Source organism: Escherichia sp. MOD1-EC5433 (genome assembly GCF_002966005.1).
GTDB lineage: Bacteria > Pseudomonadota > Gammaproteobacteria > Enterobacterales > Enterobacteriaceae > Escherichia > Escherichia ruysiae.
Map to the genome: position 1 here is coordinate 322720 of NZ_PTRL01000004.1, position 17204 is coordinate 339923.

General features: G+C 47.6%; 21 protein-coding genes. 13 read left to right on the top strand and 8 right to left on the bottom strand.

The annotated features are described in order from the left end of the window. Positions 1–105: 105 nt before the first annotated feature. The 4 genes from C3D30_RS10820 to yeaK all read left to right on the top strand — a co-directional run bounded on the left by C3D30_RS10820 (position 106) and on the right by yeaK (position 5230). Positions 106–1389, top strand: coding sequence for a YeaH/YhbH family protein (locus tag C3D30_RS10820; RefSeq protein WP_000219690.1), 1284 nt, complete (start codon positions 106–108; stop codon positions 1387–1389). A gap of 280 nt (positions 1390–1669) precedes the next feature. Continuing rightward, positions 1670–3013: a sensor domain-containing diguanylate cyclase gene (locus tag C3D30_RS10825; RefSeq protein ID WP_123058449.1), complete on the top strand. Its 1344-nt coding sequence runs from the start codon at positions 1670–1672 to the stop codon at positions 3011–3013. Positions 3014–3193: 180 nt separating this feature from the next. After that, on the top strand, positions 3194–4684 hold the full coding sequence (gene dgcJ / locus C3D30_RS10830; RefSeq protein WP_010354168.1) for a diguanylate cyclase DgcJ: 1491 nt from the start codon (positions 3194–3196) through the stop codon (positions 4682–4684). A gap of 42 nt (positions 4685–4726) precedes the next feature. Further along, entirely contained in the window at positions 4727–5230 is a 504-nt protein-coding gene (gene yeaK, locus C3D30_RS10835) for a mischarged aminoacyl-tRNA deacylase (protein ID WP_000138049.1), read from the top strand. Here yeaK and yoaI read toward each other — a convergent pair whose 3' ends face one another. Beyond that, positions 5231–5335, bottom strand: coding sequence for a small membrane protein YoaI (gene yoaI, locus C3D30_RS10840; protein ID WP_000999631.1), 105 nt, complete (start codon positions 5333–5335; stop codon positions 5231–5233). Between the two features lie 169 nt (positions 5336–5504). Between yoaI and C3D30_RS10850 the strand changes: the two genes are divergently transcribed. Next, positions 5505–5951, top strand: a complete 447-nt coding sequence (locus C3D30_RS10850) for a DUF441 domain-containing protein (protein ID WP_000460713.1) — start codon at positions 5505–5507, stop codon at positions 5949–5951. On the opposite strand, the gene C3D30_RS10855 is transcribed toward C3D30_RS10850, so the two are convergent. Continuing rightward, complete coding sequence (locus tag C3D30_RS10855; RefSeq protein ID WP_000972229.1) at positions 5935–6729, bottom strand: AraC family transcriptional regulator; 795 nt, start codon at positions 6727–6729, stop codon at positions 5935–5937. The genes C3D30_RS10850 and C3D30_RS10855 overlap by 17 nt on opposite strands. 96 nt (positions 6730–6825) lie before the next feature. On the opposite strand from C3D30_RS10855, the gene nimT reads away from it, so the two are divergent. Then, positions 6826–8007, top strand: a complete 1182-nt coding sequence (gene nimT, locus C3D30_RS10860) for a 2-nitroimidazole transporter (protein ID WP_000621406.1) — start codon at positions 6826–6828, stop codon at positions 8005–8007. Positions 8008–8061: 54 nt separating this feature from the next. Further along, a complete protein-coding gene (locus tag C3D30_RS10865) occupies positions 8062–8409 on the top strand; it encodes a DUF488 domain-containing protein (protein WP_010349485.1) in 348 nt (115 codons plus the stop codon). A gap of 21 nt (positions 8410–8430) precedes the next feature. Here the strand turns inward: C3D30_RS10865 and C3D30_RS10870 are convergent, their stop codons facing one another. Further along, a complete protein-coding gene (locus C3D30_RS10870) occupies positions 8431–8685 on the bottom strand; it encodes a putative hemolysin (RefSeq protein WP_000691925.1) in 255 nt (84 codons plus the stop codon). Between the two features lie 184 nt (positions 8686–8869). Here C3D30_RS10870 and C3D30_RS10875 point away from each other — a divergent pair, with 184 nt between their 5' ends. Genes C3D30_RS10875 through yoaJ form a run of 3 tightly spaced genes read left to right on the top strand, consistent with a single transcriptional unit; the run spans position 8870 to position 10103 of the window. Further along, a complete protein-coding gene (locus tag C3D30_RS10875) occupies positions 8870–9895 on the top strand; it encodes a sensor domain-containing diguanylate cyclase (RefSeq protein ID WP_010349484.1) in 1026 nt (341 codons plus the stop codon). 32 nt (positions 9896–9927) lie between these two features. Then, the gene (locus C3D30_RS10880; protein WP_032155883.1) at positions 9928–10026 is read left to right on the top strand and encodes a YoaK family small membrane protein; all 99 of its coding nucleotides are present in this window, start codon (positions 9928–9930) and stop codon (positions 10024–10026) included. Positions 10027–10028: 2 nt separating this feature from the next. Next, positions 10029–10103 carry a protein YoaJ gene (yoaJ, locus tag C3D30_RS10885; protein ID WP_001386836.1) on the top strand — a complete coding sequence of 25 codons (75 nt, stop codon included), beginning with the start codon at positions 10029–10031 and terminating at the stop codon, positions 10101–10103. A 57-nt stretch (positions 10104–10160) separates the two neighbouring features. Here yoaJ and C3D30_RS10890 read toward each other — a convergent pair whose 3' ends face one another. From C3D30_RS10890 to dmlR, 5 genes are all read right to left on the bottom strand, one after another. Beyond that, positions 10161–10409, bottom strand: a complete 249-nt coding sequence (locus C3D30_RS10890; RefSeq protein WP_000512152.1) for a GlsB/YeaQ/YmgE family stress response membrane protein — start codon at positions 10407–10409, stop codon at positions 10161–10163. A gap of 147 nt (positions 10410–10556) precedes the next feature. Next, a complete protein-coding gene (locus C3D30_RS10895; protein ID WP_000513737.1) occupies positions 10557–10739 on the bottom strand; it encodes a DUF1869 domain-containing protein in 183 nt (60 codons plus the stop codon). Positions 10740–10742: 3 nt separating this feature from the next. Further along, positions 10743–11102: a DUF1971 domain-containing protein YeaR gene (yeaR, locus tag C3D30_RS10900; protein ID WP_000939314.1), complete on the bottom strand. Its 360-nt coding sequence runs from the start codon at positions 11100–11102 to the stop codon at positions 10743–10745. 170 nt (positions 11103–11272) lie between these two features. Next, positions 11273–11911: a leucine efflux protein LeuE gene (gene leuE, locus C3D30_RS10905; RefSeq protein ID WP_000457214.1), complete on the bottom strand. Its 639-nt coding sequence runs from the start codon at positions 11909–11911 to the stop codon at positions 11273–11275. Between the two features lie 132 nt (positions 11912–12043). Next, positions 12044–12961 (bottom strand): DNA-binding transcriptional regulator DmlR, encoded by a 918-nt coding sequence (dmlR, locus tag C3D30_RS10910; RefSeq protein WP_016158134.1) that lies wholly within the window; start codon positions 12959–12961, stop codon positions 12044–12046. 102 nt (positions 12962–13063) lie between these two features. On the opposite strand from dmlR, the gene dmlA reads away from it, so the two are divergent. The 3 genes from dmlA (at position 13064) to yeaW (ending at position 17166) form a co-directional block, all read left to right on the top strand. Beyond that, positions 13064–14149 (top strand): multifunctional D-malate/3-isopropylmalate/tartarate dehydrogenase, encoded by a 1086-nt coding sequence (gene dmlA / locus C3D30_RS10915; RefSeq protein WP_105286876.1) that lies wholly within the window; start codon positions 13064–13066, stop codon positions 14147–14149. Between the two features lie 250 nt (positions 14150–14399). Continuing rightward, a complete protein-coding gene (gene yeaV, locus C3D30_RS10920; protein ID WP_000987501.1) occupies positions 14400–16010 on the top strand; it encodes a BCCT family transporter YeaV in 1611 nt (536 codons plus the stop codon). A gap of 31 nt (positions 16011–16041) precedes the next feature. Then, positions 16042–17166 carry a carnitine monooxygenase, oxygenase subunit YeaW gene (yeaW, locus tag C3D30_RS10925; protein WP_105286877.1) on the top strand — a complete coding sequence of 375 codons (1125 nt, stop codon included), beginning with the start codon at positions 16042–16044 and terminating at the stop codon, positions 17164–17166. Positions 17167–17204 lie beyond the last annotated feature (38 nt).

The following is a 17204-nucleotide window of genomic DNA, read 5'->3' on the forward strand; positions in this document are numbered from 1 at the left end:
CATGTTACCGGGCCGACAACGACAGCGAACCGCAGGCCGGATAAGCGAAGCGCATCCGGCAATACAGGTGCAGCATACAGTTGGCAAATGCAGTACGGGGGGCATATGACCTGGTTTATTGACCGGCGTCTGAACGGCAAAAACAAAAGCATGGTGAATCGCCAGCGTTTTTTACGCCGTTATAAAGCGCAAATCAAACAGTCGATCTCCGAGGCCATCAATAAGCGTTCGGTGACCGACGTCGACAGCGGCGAGTCCGTTTCTATCCCAACGGAAGATATTAGCGAACCGATGTTTCATCAGGGGCGTGGCGGCCTGCGCCATCGCGTTCATCCGGGCAATGACCATTTTGTACAGAATGATCGAATTGAACGTCCCCAGGGTGGCGGCGGTGGCTCCGGCAGTGGTCAGGGTCAGGCCAGTCAGGACGGTGAAGGTCAGGATGAATTTGTCTTCCAGATTTCGAAAGACGAATATCTCGACCTGCTGTTTGAAGATTTAGCCTTACCCAATCTGAAACAAAACCAGCAACGCCAGTTGACCGAATATAAAACGCATCGGGCAGGCTACACCGCTAACGGCGTTCCTGCCAATATCAGCGTGGTGCGTTCATTGCAGAACTCACTGGCGCGACGTACCGCGATGACCGCAGGCAAGCGGCGGGAACTTCATGCTCTGGAAGAAAATCTGGCCATCATCAGCAACAGTGAACCTGCGCAATTGCTGGAGGAGGAACGGCTGCGCAAAGAGATTGCCGAATTACGCGCCAAAATTGAACGTGTTCCGTTCATCGACACCTTCGATTTACGTTACAAGAATTATGAGAAGCGCCCCGATCCCTCCAGTCAGGCGGTGATGTTTTGCCTGATGGACGTTTCCGGGTCGATGGATCAATCCACCAAAGATATGGCCAAACGTTTTTATATATTACTGTATCTGTTTCTCAGCAGAACCTACAAGAACGTCGAAGTCGTTTATATCCGCCACCATACCCAGGCGAAAGAAGTTGATGAACATGAGTTTTTCTACTCGCAGGAAACTGGCGGCACCATTGTTTCCAGCGCCCTGAAACTGATGGATGAAGTAGTGAAAGAGCGTTATAACCCGGCGCAGTGGAATATCTACGCGGCACAAGCGTCGGACGGCGATAACTGGGCTGATGACTCTCCGCTTTGCCATGAAATTCTGGCGAAAAAATTGTTGCCCGTTGTTCGTTATTACAGCTATATCGAAATTACCCGCCGCGCTCATCAAACATTGTGGCGGGAATATGAGCATCTGCAATCTACTTTCGAAAACTTTGCGATGCAGCATATCCGCGATCAGGATGATATTTATCCTGTGTTCCGCGAGCTATTCCATAAACAAAATGCAACTACTAAAGACTAAAACCATCAGCCGGGTCATTATTGCCTGGCTGATTTTTAGCTCACTGTAAATTAATTCATTTATTACATACGTTAGTTTACAATTGCTTTAAATATGTCGGCATCAGCTTTACAGAATTTAGTTCCATAAAAAAATCATTCGGAAAAAATAATTCTGTTAACACGTTTTTTTTCAGGGGTATTCTTTAATTATTTTTTTATCGATAAGGAAATTTGATCCTGGTCAAAACTATATATCTCTGCCATCAATAAAATCCAGCACTCACATTGCTCTCCTTTTTATGGTTTCTATGGGTACACAAAAATTAAAAGCTCAAAGCTTTTTTATTTTCAGCTTATTACTGACATTAATTTTATTTTGCATCACCACTTTATATAACGAAAACACCAATATAAAACTCATCCCACAGATGAATTACCTGATGGTTGTTGTGGCTTTATTTTTCCTCAACTCCATCATCTTTCTTTTCATGCTAATGAAATATTTCATTAAGCGTGATATTTTCCCAACACTCATTTTAAGTCTTGCTTTTTTAAGTGGTCTTTTCTATTTAACTGAAACCATTTTCATTATTCATAAGCCTATCAATGACAGCACACTTATTCAGACGAAGTCGAATGATATTTCCATATTATATCTATTTCGTCAGCTAAGTTTCATTTGCTTAACCGCACTGGCTCTCTACTGTTATGGACGAAATAGCATCCTGACGAACAACAAGAAAAAAACCTGTATCTTGTTGCTGGCGCTGATACCTTTTATATTTTTCCCTTTTCTGGCACACAACCTGAGCAGCTATAATCCTGACTACTCTTTGTATGTCGTAGATTATTGTCCGGATAGTCATACGGCGAGCTGGGGAATTAACTACACCAAGATTTTGGTTTGTCTGTGGGCGTGTTTACTGTTTTTTATTATCATGCGTACACAATTAGCAAGCGAGCTGTGGCCGTCAATTGCATTATTATGTCTGGCATCGCTCTGCTGTAACTTGTTACTACTGACTCTGGATGAATATAATTATACTATCTGGTATATCAGTCGTGGCATTGAGGTTTCGAGTAAACTGTTTGTTGTCACCTTCTTGATATATAATATATTTCAGGAACTACAACTTTCCAGCAAACTAGCGGTTCATGATGTACTGACCAATATTTATAACCGTCGTCACTTTTTCAACAGTGTAGAGTCATTACTCTCTCGCACTGTTGTGAAGGATTTTTGTATTATGCTGGTAGATATTAACCAGTTCAAACGTATAAATGCTCAATGGGGCCATCATGTGGGCGATAAAGTTCTGGTTTCCATTGTCGATATTATCCAGCAAAGTATCCGCCCCGATGACATCTTCGCACGTCTGGATGGTGAAGTGTTTGGCTTGCTATTTACCGAATTGAATACCGCCCAGGCAAAAATTATCGCCGATCGGGTGCGTAAAAATGTCGAGCTCCTGACCGGTTTTAGTAATAGATATAATGTCCCTGAACAAATGACCATCAGCATTGGCTGTGTTTTTTGCACGGGTGATACGCGTAATATCTCGCTTGTCATGACGGAAGCAGATAAAGCGTTATGTGAGGCGAAAACCGATGGCGGCAACAAAGTGATTATTCATTATATTTGAGTGCAAAATTATTCAAAGCCATGCTTTTTGCATGGCTCTGGCATACAATTTATTACCAATACCCCTAAATTTCCCCTCCCCAGCGGCGCAGAGATGAGTATAATTAGCGCCCCTGTACCAGGCCGCAATCGAACTTTATCTGGTTTTCTCGTTTCACTAACCGAAGGAGTGCCATTTATCATGAAATTGCACCATAGAATGCTCCGGCATTTTATCGCCGCAAGTGTCATTGTGCTGACATCTTCCTTCCTTATTTTTGAACTTGTCGCCAGCGACAGGGCTATGAGTGCTTATTTGCGTTATATCGTCCAGAAAGCAGACTCCTCCTTTCTCTACGACAAGTATCAAAATCAGAGCATTGCCGCACACGTGATGCGCGCGCTTGCTGCGAAACAGTCTGAGGTGTCGCCAGAACAGCGACATGCCATCTGTGAGGCTTTTGAGTCTGCCAACAATACCCATGGCTTAAACCTGACTGCCCATACTTATGCGGATTTACACGGAACATTGCAGACCGCATCCACTGACTGCGACACAATTGTCGAAGCAGCGGCGCTATTACCGGCATTTGATCAGGCGGTGGAAGGTAACCGCCACCAGGATGATTACGGTTCCGGTCTTGGGATGGCCGAAGAGAAATTTCACTATTATCTCGATCTCAATGACCGCTATGTCTATTTTTACGAGCCGGTCAATGTTGAATACTTCGCGATGAATAACTGGTCCTTCCTGCAGTCAGGAAGCATTGGTATTGATCGTAAAGATATTGAAAAAGTGTTTACCGGTCGCACCGTATTATCGAGCATTTACCAGGATCAGCGTACTAAACAGAATGTGATGAGTTTGCTGACGCCAGTCTATGTTGCCGGGCAATTAAAAGGTATTGTGTTGCTGGATATTAGTAAAAACAATCTGCGCAATATTTTTTACACTCATGACCGCCCTCTCCTCTGGCGTTTTCTCAATGTTACGCTAACCGATACCGATTCGGGACGCGACATTATTATCAATCAGAGCGAAGATAATCTGTTTCAGTATGTCAGTTACGTCCATGACTTGCCTGGCGGCATTCGTGTTTCGTTATCCATTGATATTCTTTACTTTATTACATCATCATGGAAAAGCGTTGTATTCTGGCTGCTGACAGCATTGATATTACTCAACATGGTACGGATGCACTTCCGCCTGTACCAAAACGTGACTCGCGAAAATATCAGTGATGCGATGACCGGGCTATATAATCGCAAAATATTAACGCCTGAACTTGAGCAGCGTTTGCAGAAACTGGTGCAATCCGGTTCTTCGGTGATGTTTATTGCGATTGACATGGACAAGTTAAAGCAAATAAATGACACCCTCGGTCATCAGGAGGGCGATTTAGCCATTACGTTATTAGCTCAGGCGATTAAACAGTCGATTCGTAAAAGCGATTATGCCATCCGTCTCGGTGGAGACGAATTTTGCATTATTCTGGTCGATTCGACGCCGCAAATTGCAGCACAACTGCCTGAACGTATCGAAAAACGTCTGCAACATATCGCGCCGCAGAAAGAGATCGGCTTCTCTTCCGGTATTTACGCGATGAAAGAAAACGATACGTTACATGATGCATATAAAGCTTCCGATGAGCGTTTATATGTCAATAAGCAGAACAAAAACAGCCGTTCATGATAATCTTCTGTGGTTGTTTGCTTGTAATCTCAGGAGCATGAAATGACTGAAATGGCTAAAGGAAGCGTGACGCATCAGCGGTTAATCGCTTTATTATCACAAGAAGGCGCTAACTTTCGCATCGTTACCCACGAAGCGGTGGGTAAATGCGAAGCGGTGTCAGAAATTCGTGGCACCGCTTTAGGTCAGGGTGCTAAGGCACTGGTGTGTAAAGTCAAAGGTAATGGCGTAAATCAGCATGTTCTGGCGATCCTCGCTGCCGATCAACAAGCTGACCTTAGCCAACTCGCCAGCCACATCGGCGGGTTACGTGCTTCGCTGGCCAGCCCGGCGGAAGTCGATGAACTGACAGGCTGTGTCTTCGGTGCTATCCCGCCATTCAGCTTCCACCCAAAACTCAAACTGGTTGCCGACCCGCTACTCTTTGAGCGATTCGATGAGATCGCCTTCAACGCGGGTATGCTGGATAAATCCGTTATTCTGAACACCGCAGATTATTTACGCATTGCACAACCCGAACTGGTCAAATTCCGTCGTACTACGTAACTAGCTGGTTCGTTCAATAAGCAGAACAGATAGCACCAGCACAACCGCAATGGCAAAAAACGATGACGTGATAATCAGTGTCTCAACGAACATTTGATCGTTCATGGTCTTACCCCAGGGGATACCTGTTTTCACGTTATTGTTAGCGCACACAAATGGCAATTTGATGACAATTTGCCTGATTTTTTATGCATAACACGTAATTGTTCTCTGCTTCCTCTCATCAGCAGGCGTAAAGTAGGCAGGCTTATTATTTTTTGGCAAGGAAACCACGATGTTTGATGTCACTTTGCTGATCCTGCTCGGGTTAGCTGCGCTGGGCTTTATCAGCCACAACACCACTGTCGCCGTTTCAATTCTGGTGTTAATCATTGTCCGCGTCACACCGTTAAGCACCTTTTTCCCGTGGATCGAAAAACAAGGACTGAGTATCGGGATAATCATTCTTACTATCGGCGTAATGGCTCCTGTAGCCAGCGGGACACTGCCGCCATCGACACTTATTCACTCGTTTCTGAACTGGAAATCGCTGGTGGCAATTGCCGTGGGAGTGATTGTCTCCTGGCTTGGCGGACGCGGCGTGACCTTGATGGGCAGTCAGCCGCAACTGGTTGCCGGGCTGCTGGTGGGCACGATTTTAGGCGTGGCGCTGTTTCGCGGTGTGCCGGTCGGTCCGCTTATTGCCGCAGGTCTGGTCTCTCTGATCATCGGGAAACAGTAGTTAATCCCGCAATATACCGGCCTGGCGTTTGCCCCAGGCCTTTCTTAAACATGGTAATAAAAGCCGTTGTTGAATCATACCCCAGCATATGCGCCACTTTCTGAACACTATCGCCTTTCACTAACCTCTGAAGTGCCAGAATGAGCTGCAACTGATGACGCCACTGACGAAAGCTCAACCCCGTTTCTTTAACTATCAACCTGGCGAGATTGCGTTCACTCATCGCAAAAAAATTTGCCCATTGCCCCAATGTCCCCCATTCGACGGGCTCTTTTGCCATCGTATCCACCATCACGCGGATTTTGGGGTGCGAAGAAACGGGTAACTGCAACTGTTGTTGCGGTTGCTGAGGGAGTTCATCAAACAGCACCTGAATTAATCTGCGCGTCATTGGTTCAGCACGTTGAGCTGCTGTTCTTTTTGCCAGCGTTAAAATTAATTCACGACATAAAGGCGCAATTTTCAGCGTGCAACATTTGCCCGGCATTATCACCGCACTGGATTCAATAAATAAAAAACAAAGCTCGGCATTCGCTGTTACCTGATTACTATGCTCCACACCGCCTGGAATCCATACTGCATATTGTGGCGGCACCATCCACAGCGCATTTTCCACCGTACAGGTAATGGCTCCACGCAGAGCCAGTATCAGCTGCCCTTTGCGGTGCTGATGTACAGGACTGGTCAATTCATCCTTTCCGGCATGAATACAAAATGCGACCGCCGTTTCATGGTGAAGATCGGGTTCATAACCATTGAGATTTAACCTGTGCATCATTTTGTCCGAATTTAGCGATAATTTGTCATTTTAGCTTGATTCAACATAACAATAAAAACAGTAAGGTAGAGCCTCGCTTGTAACAATGAGATATCTATGATCCGTTCAACTTCATTAAGCGGCAAAAACAGGATTGTCCTGATAGCCGGCGTTCTAATGATTGCCACCACACTCCGTGTTACCTTCACCGGCGTAGCACCGTTACTGGATACCATTCGTTCCGCTTACTCACTGACGACGGCGCAAACAGGGTTACTGACGACCTTACCTTTATTAGCCTTTGCGCTGATATCTCCTCTTGCCGCGTCGGTGGCACGTCGTTTTGGTATAGAGCGCAGCCTGGTGGCAGCATTACTTTTGATTTGTGCTGGCATAGCAATTCGCTCTCTTCCTTCGGCTTACTTATTATTTGGCGGTACGATTATCATTGGCTGTGGGATTGCATTAGGGAATGTCTTGCTACCAGGTCTCATTAAACGCGATTTTCCCCATTCCGTCGCCAGACTTACCGGCGCATATTCCCTGACGATGGGCGCTGCAGCGGCTCTGGGGTCAGCTCTGGTGGTGCCGCTGGCTTTGAACGGTTTTGGCTGGCAGGGCGCGTTGCTCATGCTGATGTGTTTTCCTCTGCTGGCTCTATTTATATGGCTGCCGCAATGGCGTAATCAACAACATGTGAATTTGAGTACCTCACGCGCCTTACATACCCGGGGTATCTGGCGTTCGCCGCTTGCCTGGCAGGTCACATTGTTTCTTGGGATCAACTCACTGGTCTATTACGTGATTATCGGCTGGCTTCCGGCGATCCTCATCAGTCACGGCTACAGCGAGGCACAGGCAGGTTCGCTGCATGGTTTGTTGCAATTAGCCACTGCTGCTCCCGGTTTGCTGATCCCACTTTTCTTACATCATGTGAAAGATCAACGCGGTATTGCCGCTCTGGTCGCCTTAATGTGCGCAGTGGGTGCGGTTGGGCTCTGCTTTATGCCAGCACACGCTGTCACCTGGACTCTGCTTTTCGGTTTTGGTTCCGGGGCAACAATGATACTTGGACTAACGTTTATCGGACTGCGAGCAAGCTCTGCGCATCAGGCCGCTGCTCTTTCGGGTATGGCACAATCCGTCGGGTATCTGCTGGCAGCTTGTGGGCCGCCGCTAATGGGCAAAATACACGATGCTAACGGTGACTGGTCCACGCCACTGATTGTTGTCGCAATTCTTTCACTGCTGATGGCGATTTTTGGACTTTGCGCCGGAAGAGACAAAGAAATTCGTTGATGTCCGGTGCTATAGTGACGATGCAAATCATGCGTGAAAGGGAGAACAAACACGATGAATATTCAGTGTAAACGCGTTTATGATCCGGCTGAACAGAGCGATGGTTATCGCGTACTGGTCGACCGTCTCTGGCCGCGTGGTATCAAGAAAACTGATTTAGCACTTGATGAGTGGGATAAAGAGATCACGCCGTCAACGGAACTGCGCAAAGCCTTTCACGGCGAAGTGATCGATTTTAAAACCTTTCGCGAACAATATATTGCAGAACTGGCGCAACACGAGCCAGAAGGGAAACGGCTGGCGGAAATCGCCCAAAAACAGCCGCTGACCCTGCTCTACTCGGCAAAAAATACCACGCAAAACCATGCGCTGGTGCTGGCCGACTGGCTGCGAAGCTTGTGATTTTAGCCTGGCATCCGGCGGTTATTTTTCACCCGCCGGATGATCCCGTCGCCATAATGCCCATTCATCAATCGTTTCACCGCCCGGTAATTTGCAATTGTTGCTGACCCCTTGCGATGTCTGCACGGGAATGAGCGTACCGCCTTTCTGTTGGCAGTAGACCGACGCCGGATTCGCCATCCCAACATGCGGCGGTTTTGGTGCGTCGGGTTGAGAAGTGGTTGAACATCCCGCAAGAATTAACAGGCAAGGCAGAGTAAAACTGATAATTTTCATTCGTTGATCTCATACGTTTATCTACGCCTTAGAGTATCGCGGTATCGTTTTGTTTTGCAGCACTATTTCCTTTACATTCACTTAAAATATATTACGGCTAGTTTCATCTTCTTTGATGATGTTTTATCATGCCTGCAAAGATTAAATAATCAGCATTTTACCCGCCGTATCCTGGAGTTCTTTCGTGTCAGATCAGATTATTGCCCGCGTCTCGCAGTCACTCGCCTCAGAACATTCTCTGGAAAGTCTGGTTCGGCAACTTCTGGAGATGCTGGAAATGGTCACCGACATGGAATCGACCTATTTGACAAAGGTGGATATTGACGCGCGACTGCAACATATCCTGTTTGCCCGTAACAGCCAGAAAATGCACATCCCGGAGAATTTTACCGTCTCGTGGGATTACTCGTTGTGCAAACGCGCCATTGATGAAAACTGTTTTTTCAGCGATGAAGTTCCAGGCCGTTGGGGTGACTGCATTGCGGCACGCAATCTTGGTATTACCACATTCCTGAGCACACCAATTCACTTACCGGATGGATCATTCTATGGCACGCTTTGCGCCGCCAGCAGTGAAAAGCGCCCGTGGAGTGAACGCGCAGAGCAGGTTTTGCAGCTATTCGCCGGACTGATTGCACAATATATTCAAAAAGAGGCGCTGGTTGAGCAATTACGTGAAGCCAATGCCGCTCTGATTGCGCAATCTTACACCGACTCTTTGACCGGCCTACCGAATCGGCGGGCGATTTTTGATAATCTGACGACGCTGTTTTCCCTCGCTCGGCATCTGAAGCGTAAGGCAATTATTGCTTTTATCGACCTGGATAACTTCAAATTAATCAACGACCGATTTGGTCACAATAGCGGCGATCTGTTTCTTATTCAGGTTGGCGAGCGCCTCACCAGGCTACATCAGAATGGCGAGATTATTGGTCGTCTCGGCGGCGATGAATTTTTGGTCGTTGCCCTGGCTAATGAAAATGCCGATATCCAGTCACTGCGTGAGCGTATCCAACAGCAAATACGTGGAGAATATCACCTGGGTGATATTGATCTGTTTTATCCTGGCGCCAGTCTTGGCGTAGTAGAAGTGGATCCTGAAACCACCGATGCAGACAGTGCCCTACATGCTGCCGATATCGCGATGTATCAGGAGAAAAAACACAAACAGAAACCCCCTTTTGTCGCGCATTCAGACAGGCACTCCTGAGGCGTATTCACATCCTTTTCTTTGGTGGTAACATGCGAATCGGTATTGTTTTTCCCGTCGTGATCTTTATTACGGCAGTCATATTTTTAGCGTGGTTTTTTATTGGCGGCTATGCGGCCCCAGGGGCATAAAGATGAAAAAAACAACGATTATTATGATGGGCGTGGCGATTATTGTCGTTCTTGGCACCGAGCTGGGATGGTGGTAATACCGCGTCGAAAAAATAGCAAAGGCTGCCTGTAGGCAGCCTTTGTGCTTTTCAGTATTAACTTTTGACTTTTCTGTAGATAAACAGCACGACCAGCGCACCAATCACGGCAACCACAAAACTACCAAAGTTGAAGCCATCGACTTTGCCAAAACCAAACAGTGTACTGATCCATCCACCAACTACGGCACCGATAATTCCCAGCAGGATGGTCATAAAGAATCCACCACCATCTTTACCAGGCATGATCCACTTCGCCAGAATACCGGCAATAAGTCCAAAAATAATCCATGACAGAATGCCCATTGTTTCCTCACTTATCTGTTTTGCATTAGCGGGTTAGTCGCTGATAAAAAGCATAGCACAACATAAGAGAGGCAAGAATTGTGATATGTGTCACAGAGCATTTTTTTTACGATGGCGCAGAATTAGCGCCATCTACATTAGCAATAATTACCAACCACACACATCATGTTCATTTTCCGTGTCATAAGAACGCACGGTATTGACGAGATCTTTTATCACTTCGGCCGCCACTTCTGGCACCAGTAATGTCATCGGCGTCTCTGTTTCGTAATCGACAGAAACGCCATTACTGTTATTGGTGACGGTTACGGTATACGTTGCTTTGCCCATAATTCATTTCCCGCTATGAATGACTTTCCGTTGTTTTGCACCTTCCATCAGGACTTCAGGAGCAACGAAGAAGTCGATGTTGAAATAAGTATCGTCAGTCATGGCTTCAATATTGTGCCACTTTTCCGGCGGGAACACTGCGAATTGACCTGCTTCGATGAGGATCACCTGATCAGGTTCTGCGCTGTGTTCATCGGCGTAGCCGAGATATTTGACCGCCCCATGCATAACGGACAGGCGTGGATAAACACCCGGACGCGTTCCTTTATCAAGATGACGTTCGAATATTCCGGCAGGCGCAGTTTGTTTATTCCAGAAAGGTGTTGAGCGCGTATGAATGTAATTTTGTGGGATTTGCAGCATCCTTTTCCCTCCTTCGGTAAATATGCTGAAAACCATTTATTCCAGCCGTTTCAGGGTACGCCTGATAATTTGCATTTTAAATACCATTTATTGGTTACTTTTTAACGTCATCCAGGCGAAATATAGATGTATTTCAGGAGGGAAGCCCGCAGCATCGCGGGCTGAAAGCATCAAGACTGCAGCGTCGCCAGTCGTGCGGCAAAACCCACAAACATCAGGCCAATCAGCGAGTTGCCCACTTTAGCCAGTTTCTTTTTGGTACGAATGTACTGCGTGACAAAAGCACCAGAAATAATCAGGAAGCTCAAATAACAGAAGCTTACCAGTTCCAGAGTTGTCGCCAGAATAAAGAATGAAATCCCCGTATGTGGCGCATTAACATCGATAAACTGTACGAAAAACGACACATAGAACAAAATGGCTTTCGGATTGGTCAGACTCAAAATTAACGCACGCTTGAAAATAGCGCCATATTGAGGTTCATCTGATTTAGCCTCGCTATTTTTACCCTTCAGGGTAGCGTAAAGAATTTTACTCCCCAGATAGAGCAAATAAAACGCGCCAAGATAACGTACAATATTGAATAATATCGGTGTGGTCTTAATTAAGGTTGCTACACCGGCCCACGCCAGAAACATCAATACTGCATCGCCAATAAATACACCACAGGCCGCAAGATAACCGCCTTTCACTCCACTGCTAACGCTATTTTTAAGCACAAACAGGGTATTCGGCCCTGGCACCAGCACGATAAAAATGGCCCCAACCAGATAGGTCCAGTAATTCAGAACCCCATATTCTGCGAACACGTTAACCTCTTTAATTCTCTTTGGATCATGCGCGATTAAAGGTGAATATGCTAACCAATCCGCAACGGCTTAGAAAGGAGAAAATCAGGTTTTAACCTGACAATAACCTGAGAATAGAGTAAAAAATGGCGCTCATTCCAGTGAAAAATTCGGGTAATGATTTGCAAAATACTGGCGCAAAAACTCTACCGTAATCCTTACTTTTGCGGATGTCGCCAACCTTGAGACATAAACAGCCCAGACATTTGCTGGCTGATAATATTCAGGTAAAACCTGTACCAGATGTCCACTGGCAATATTTTCACTAACGTCCCACCAGGAGCGCAGCGCAATCCCTTGTCCATCGAGACACCACTGATGGACAATTTCACCATGATTAGACGACATCGGTCCGGTGACTTTAATGGCATGGTGACCCTCTTTATTGCGCAATTGCCAGACACCAAACGGATGATCGCGCTCTTTTATGACCAGGCAGGGTAATGCAGAAAGATCCGTTAAATGTTTCGGTGCACCATATCGCGCAATAAACTCCGGCGACGCGCAGAGAATACGGTAATTGGTCGCCAGTTTACGGGCAATTAAGTTAGGTGCAATGTCGTCGCCAATACGAATATCCAGATCGACCCCTTCATTGACCAAATCGACCAACCGGTCTTCCACATCAAAACGTAACTCCAGTTGCGGATACGCCTTCGCCAGTGCTGACAGTGCCGGAGCTACCACCTGCCGTCCAAAACCAAAACTGCTGATAATACGCAGCATTCCCTGCGGCACCTGGCGCACGTCGGAAAGCTCATCCATCATCTGCCCGACATCCTGCAAAATCCGCTGCGCCCATTCATAAATCCGCTCACCTTCCTCGGTAATGGTGACGCGACGGGTGGTGCGGTGTAATAGCACCACGTTCAGAGTTTGCTCCAGCAAGGCGATGCGCTTGCTGACGAAGGCCGGTGAAACGCCTAATTCTTCCGCCACGGCGGCAAAACCAGCCCGGCGAGCCACCAGCATAAAGACGCGCAAATCGTTCAGCAGCGGTAAATTATTCATGATTCGTGTTTTATGTTTCACCAGTTGCGGGGATTAATTCCTGATCAGTCAATTATAGGATGGTGGAGTTGTCAATTTTGCTGATCAGGAAGTGAGAACCTAATGATGAAAACGATGCGTATTGCTGCGATCCCTGGAGACGGGATTGGCAAAGAAGTCCTTCCTGAAGGGATTCGTGTGTTACAGGCTGCTGCTGAACGCTGGGGCTTTGCCTTAAGTTTTGAGCAGATGGAGTGGGCAAGCTGCGAGTATTACAGCCATCACGGCAAAATGATGCCGGACGACTGGCATGAACAACTCAGCGGTTTCGACGCTATCTACTTTGGTGCCGTCGGCTGGCCGGATACCGTTCCGGACCATATTTCGTTATGGGGATCGCTGCTGAAATTTCGCCGCGAGTTTGATCAGTACGTCAACCTGCGCCCGGTACGCCTCTTTCCCGGCGTTCCCTGTCCGCTGGCGGGTAAAAAACCCGGCGACATCGATTTTTACGTGGTGCGCGAAAATACGGAAGGCGAATACTCGTCTCTGGGCGGTCGACTGAACGAGGGAACAGAACATGAAGTTGTCATTCAGGAATCGGTATTTACCCGCCGTGGCGTCGATCGCATTTTGCAATATGCTTTTGAGCTGGCACAAAGCCGCCCGCGCAAAACCCTGACTTCTGCCACGAAATCTAACGGTTTAGCCATTAGTATGCCGTACTGGGATGAGCGAGTAGAAGCAATGGCAGAAAATTACCCGGAAATCCGCTGGGACAAGCAGCATATTGATATTCTCTGTGCGCGCTTTGTGATGCAACCGGAACGCTTTGATGTGGTGGTAGCGTCTAATTTATTTGGCGATATTCTTTCCGATCTTGGCCCGGCCTGCACCGGCACCATCGGCATTGCCCCATCCGCCAACCTGAATCCGGAACGCACTTTCCCGTCGCTCTTCGAGCCAGTCCACGGCTCTGCGCCGGATATCTACGGGAAAAATATTGCTAACCCTATCGCCACAATTTGGGCCGGTGCAATGATGCTCGATTTTCTCGGCAATGGCGATGAGCGTTTCCAGCGAGCGCACAACGGCATTCTGGCAGCGATTGAAGAAGTGATTGCTCACGGGCCGAAAACACCCGATATGAAAGGTAATGCCACCACGCCACAGGTTACCGACGCGATTTGCAAAATTATTTTGCGTTAAGGTCGAACCAGTTTATTTGAACCGCGTCACTGACGCGGTTTTTTTATTCGTTCTTTACAGTAAATAACCTGCGTCATTTCACCTTTTATTGTTTCCGTTCCGTGTTTTATGGCTTTCCGTATTCTTAATTGTTTAATTTATGTAACATGTAAATAATCAATTTGTTAAACACAACAAAAAGTTCATTACCCTGCAAATAATTACAACTGGCAAAAGCCAGCGACGGGCTTTTATGCCCAGGAGATGACTCATGATGAGCAATGTTAAGAAAAAAGATTTGCCGCTGATTAGCATCAGCCTGGTGGCCATTCTTTTCATCGCAGCCACATTAAGCCTTTTTCCGCAACAGTCGGCCGACGCGGCCAACGCAATATACAGTTTAGTTACCCGCACGCTGGGTTCCGCCGTACAGGTATTAGTTTTGCTGGCAATGGGGCTGGTAATTTATTTAGCCACCAGCAAATATGGCAATATTCGTCTTGGCGAAGGTAAGCCGGAATACAGTACGCTCTCCTGGCTGTTTATGTTTATTTGTGCCGGATTAGGTTCCTCCACGCTTTATTGGGGCGTAGCGGAGTGGGCCTATTATTATCAAACGCCTGGTTTAAATATCGTGCCGCGTTCACAGCAGGCACTGGAATTTAGCGTTCCCTACTCCTTTTTCCACTGGGGCATCAGCGCCTGGGCAACTTATACGCTGGCCTCATTAATCATGGCTTACCACTTCCATGTGCGGAAAAATAAAGGTCTGAGTCTTTCCGGCATTATTGCTGCCATTACCGGTGTTCGCCCGCAAGGCCCATGGGGAAAACTGGTCGATTTGATGTTTCTGATCGCCACTGTCGGCGCGCTGACCATTTCTCTGGTGGTGACGGCGGCAACCTTTACCCGTGGGCTTTCCGCGCTGACCGGTTTGCCGGATAACTTCACCGTGCAGGCATTTGTGATCCTGCTTTCCGGCGGCATTTTTTGCCTTAGTTCGTGGATAGGTATCAACAACGGTTTACAACGTCTGAGCAAAATGGTCGGCTGGGGCGCATTCCTGCTGCCATTGCTGGTTTTGATTGTCGGTCCAACCGAATTTATTACTAACAGCATCATCAATGCCATCGGCCTGACCACACAAAACTTCTTACAGATGAGCTTATTCACCGATCCGCTTGGCGATGGCTCATTTACCCGCAACTGGACCGTTTTCTACTGGCTCTGGTGGATCTCTTACACCCCCGGCGTGGCAATGTTCGTCACCCGCGTATCACGTGGTCGTAAGATCAAAGAAGTTATCTGGGGGTTGATCCTCGGTAGCACCGTCGGCTGCTGGTTCTTCTTCGGCGTGATGGAAAGTTTTGCTATTCATCAGTTTATCAAAGGGATAATCAACGTTCCGCAGGTGCTGGAAACGTTGGGCGGTGAAACGGCCGTTCAACAAGTTCTGATGTCGTTGCCAGCCGGTAAATTGTTCCTCGCCGCTTATCTGGGCGTGATGATTATTTTCCTCGCCTCGCATATGGATGCAGTGGCCTACACCATGGCAGCGACCAGCACGCGGAATCTTCAGGAAGGTGATGATCCAGACCGTGGCCTGCGTCTTTTCTGGTGCGTGGTAATCACCCTGATCCCGCTTTCAATTCTGTTCACCGGTGCATCGCTGGAAACCATGAAAACTACCGTCGTGCTCACTGCCCTTCCCTTCCTCGCCATTTTACTGGTGAAAGTGGGCGGATTTATTCGCTGGCTGAAACAGGATTACGCCGATATTCCGGCTCATCAAATTGAACATTATCTCCCGCAGACACCGGTTGAAGCCCCGGAAAAAACGCCAGTGCTCCCTGCGGGAACCGTATTCAAAGGCGACAACTGAGCGCCATCATCCTAACGATAAAGGTATCCCTATGAGCAATCTGAGCCCTGACTTTGTACTACCCGGAAATTTTTGCGCTAACCCGCAAGAGGCGTGGACCATTCCTGCCCGTTTTTATACCGATCAGAACGCCTTTGAACACGAAAAAGAGAACGTCTTTGCCAAAAGCTGGATTTGCGTCGCTCACAGTAGCGAACTGACGAATGCCAATGATTACGTAACGCGTGAGATCATTGGCGAAAGCATCGTGCTGGTACGCGGTCGTGATAAGGTTTTGCGCGCGTTCTATAACGTTTGCCCGCACCGTGGTCATCAGTTATTGAGCGGTGAAGGGAAAGCGAAAAATGTGATTACCTGCCCGTATCACGCCTGGGCATTCAAACTCGATGGCAACCTGGCCCATGCGCGTAACTGTGAAAACGTCGCCAATTTCGATAGCGACAAAGCGCAACTGGTTCCGGTGCGTCTGGAAGAATATGCCGGATTCGTCTTCATCAACATGGATCCCAACGCCACCAGCGTAGAAGATCAGCTACCAGGCCTGGCGGCAAAAGTGCTGGAAGCCTGCCCGGAAGTCCACGACCTGAAACTGGCGGCTCGTTTTACTACCCGCACACCTGCTAACTGGAAGAACATTGTCGATAACTATCTCGAATGCTATCACTGTGGTCCGGCGCATCCAGGTTTCTCAGACTCCGTTCAGGTTGATCGTTACTGGCACACCATGCACGGCAACTGGACGCTGCAATACGGTTTCGCCAAACCGTCCGAGCAGTCTTTTAAATTTGAAGAAGGTACAGACGCTGCGTTCCACGGTTTCTGGCTGTGGCCGTGCACTATGCTGAACGTGACGCCAATCAAAGGGATGATGACAGTCATTTATGAATTCCCGGTGGATTCTGAAACTACCCTACAAAACTACGATATCTACTTCACCAATGAAGAGCTAACCGACGAGCAAAAATCGCTGATTGAGTGGTATCGCGATGTGTTCCGCCCGGAAGATTTACGGCTGGTTGAAAGCGTGCAGAAAGGGCTGAAATCGCGTGGCTATCGTGGTCAGGGGCGCATCATGGCCGACAGTAGCGGTAGCGGAATTTCCGAACACGGTATCGCCCATTTCCATAATCTGCTGGCGCAGGTGTTTAAGGACTAATGACATCGGCGGCGGTATTTTCCGCCGCCGGGCTGATT

Excerpts from the sequence above, each read along its gene's own strand:
- C3D30_RS10820 (WP_000219690.1), top strand. The coding sequence starts at position 106 with ATGACCTGGTTTATTGACCGGCGTCTGAACGGCAAAAACAAAAGCATG.
- C3D30_RS10825 (WP_123058449.1), top strand. The coding sequence starts at position 1,670 with ATGGTTTCTATGGGTACACAAAAATTAAAAGCTCAAAGCTTTTTTATT.
- dgcJ (WP_010354168.1), top strand. The coding sequence starts at position 3,194 with ATGAAATTGCACCATAGAATGCTCCGGCATTTTATCGCCGCAAGTGTC.
- yeaK (WP_000138049.1), top strand. The coding sequence starts at position 4,727 with ATGACTGAAATGGCTAAAGGAAGCGTGACGCATCAGCGGTTAATCGCT.
- yoaI (WP_000999631.1), bottom strand. The coding sequence starts at position 5,335 with ATGAACGATCAAATGTTCGTTGAGACACTGATTATCACGTCATCGTTT.
- C3D30_RS10850 (WP_000460713.1), top strand. The coding sequence starts at position 5,505 with ATGTTTGATGTCACTTTGCTGATCCTGCTCGGGTTAGCTGCGCTGGGC.
- C3D30_RS10855 (WP_000972229.1), bottom strand. The coding sequence starts at position 6,729 with ATGATGCACAGGTTAAATCTCAATGGTTATGAACCCGATCTTCACCAT.
- nimT (WP_000621406.1), top strand. The coding sequence starts at position 6,826 with ATGATCCGTTCAACTTCATTAAGCGGCAAAAACAGGATTGTCCTGATA.
- C3D30_RS10865 (WP_010349485.1), top strand. The coding sequence starts at position 8,062 with ATGAATATTCAGTGTAAACGCGTTTATGATCCGGCTGAACAGAGCGAT.
- C3D30_RS10870 (WP_000691925.1), bottom strand. The coding sequence starts at position 8,685 with ATGAAAATTATCAGTTTTACTCTGCCTTGCCTGTTAATTCTTGCGGGA.
- C3D30_RS10880 (WP_032155883.1), top strand. The coding sequence starts at position 9,928 with ATGCGAATCGGTATTGTTTTTCCCGTCGTGATCTTTATTACGGCAGTC.
- C3D30_RS10890 (WP_000512152.1), bottom strand. The coding sequence starts at position 10,409 with ATGGGCATTCTGTCATGGATTATTTTTGGACTTATTGCCGGTATTCTG.
- C3D30_RS10895 (WP_000513737.1), bottom strand. The coding sequence starts at position 10,739 with ATGGGCAAAGCAACGTATACCGTAACCGTCACCAATAACAGTAATGGC.
- yeaR (WP_000939314.1), bottom strand. The coding sequence starts at position 11,102 with ATGCTGCAAATCCCACAAAATTACATTCATACGCGCTCAACACCTTTC.
- dmlR (WP_016158134.1), bottom strand. The coding sequence starts at position 12,961 with ATGAATAATTTACCGCTGCTGAACGATTTGCGCGTCTTTATGCTGGTG.
- dmlA (WP_105286876.1), top strand. The coding sequence starts at position 13,064 with ATGATGAAAACGATGCGTATTGCTGCGATCCCTGGAGACGGGATTGGC.
- yeaV (WP_000987501.1), top strand. The coding sequence starts at position 14,400 with ATGATGAGCAATGTTAAGAAAAAAGATTTGCCGCTGATTAGCATCAGC.
- yeaW (WP_105286877.1), top strand. The coding sequence starts at position 16,042 with ATGAGCAATCTGAGCCCTGACTTTGTACTACCCGGAAATTTTTGCGCT.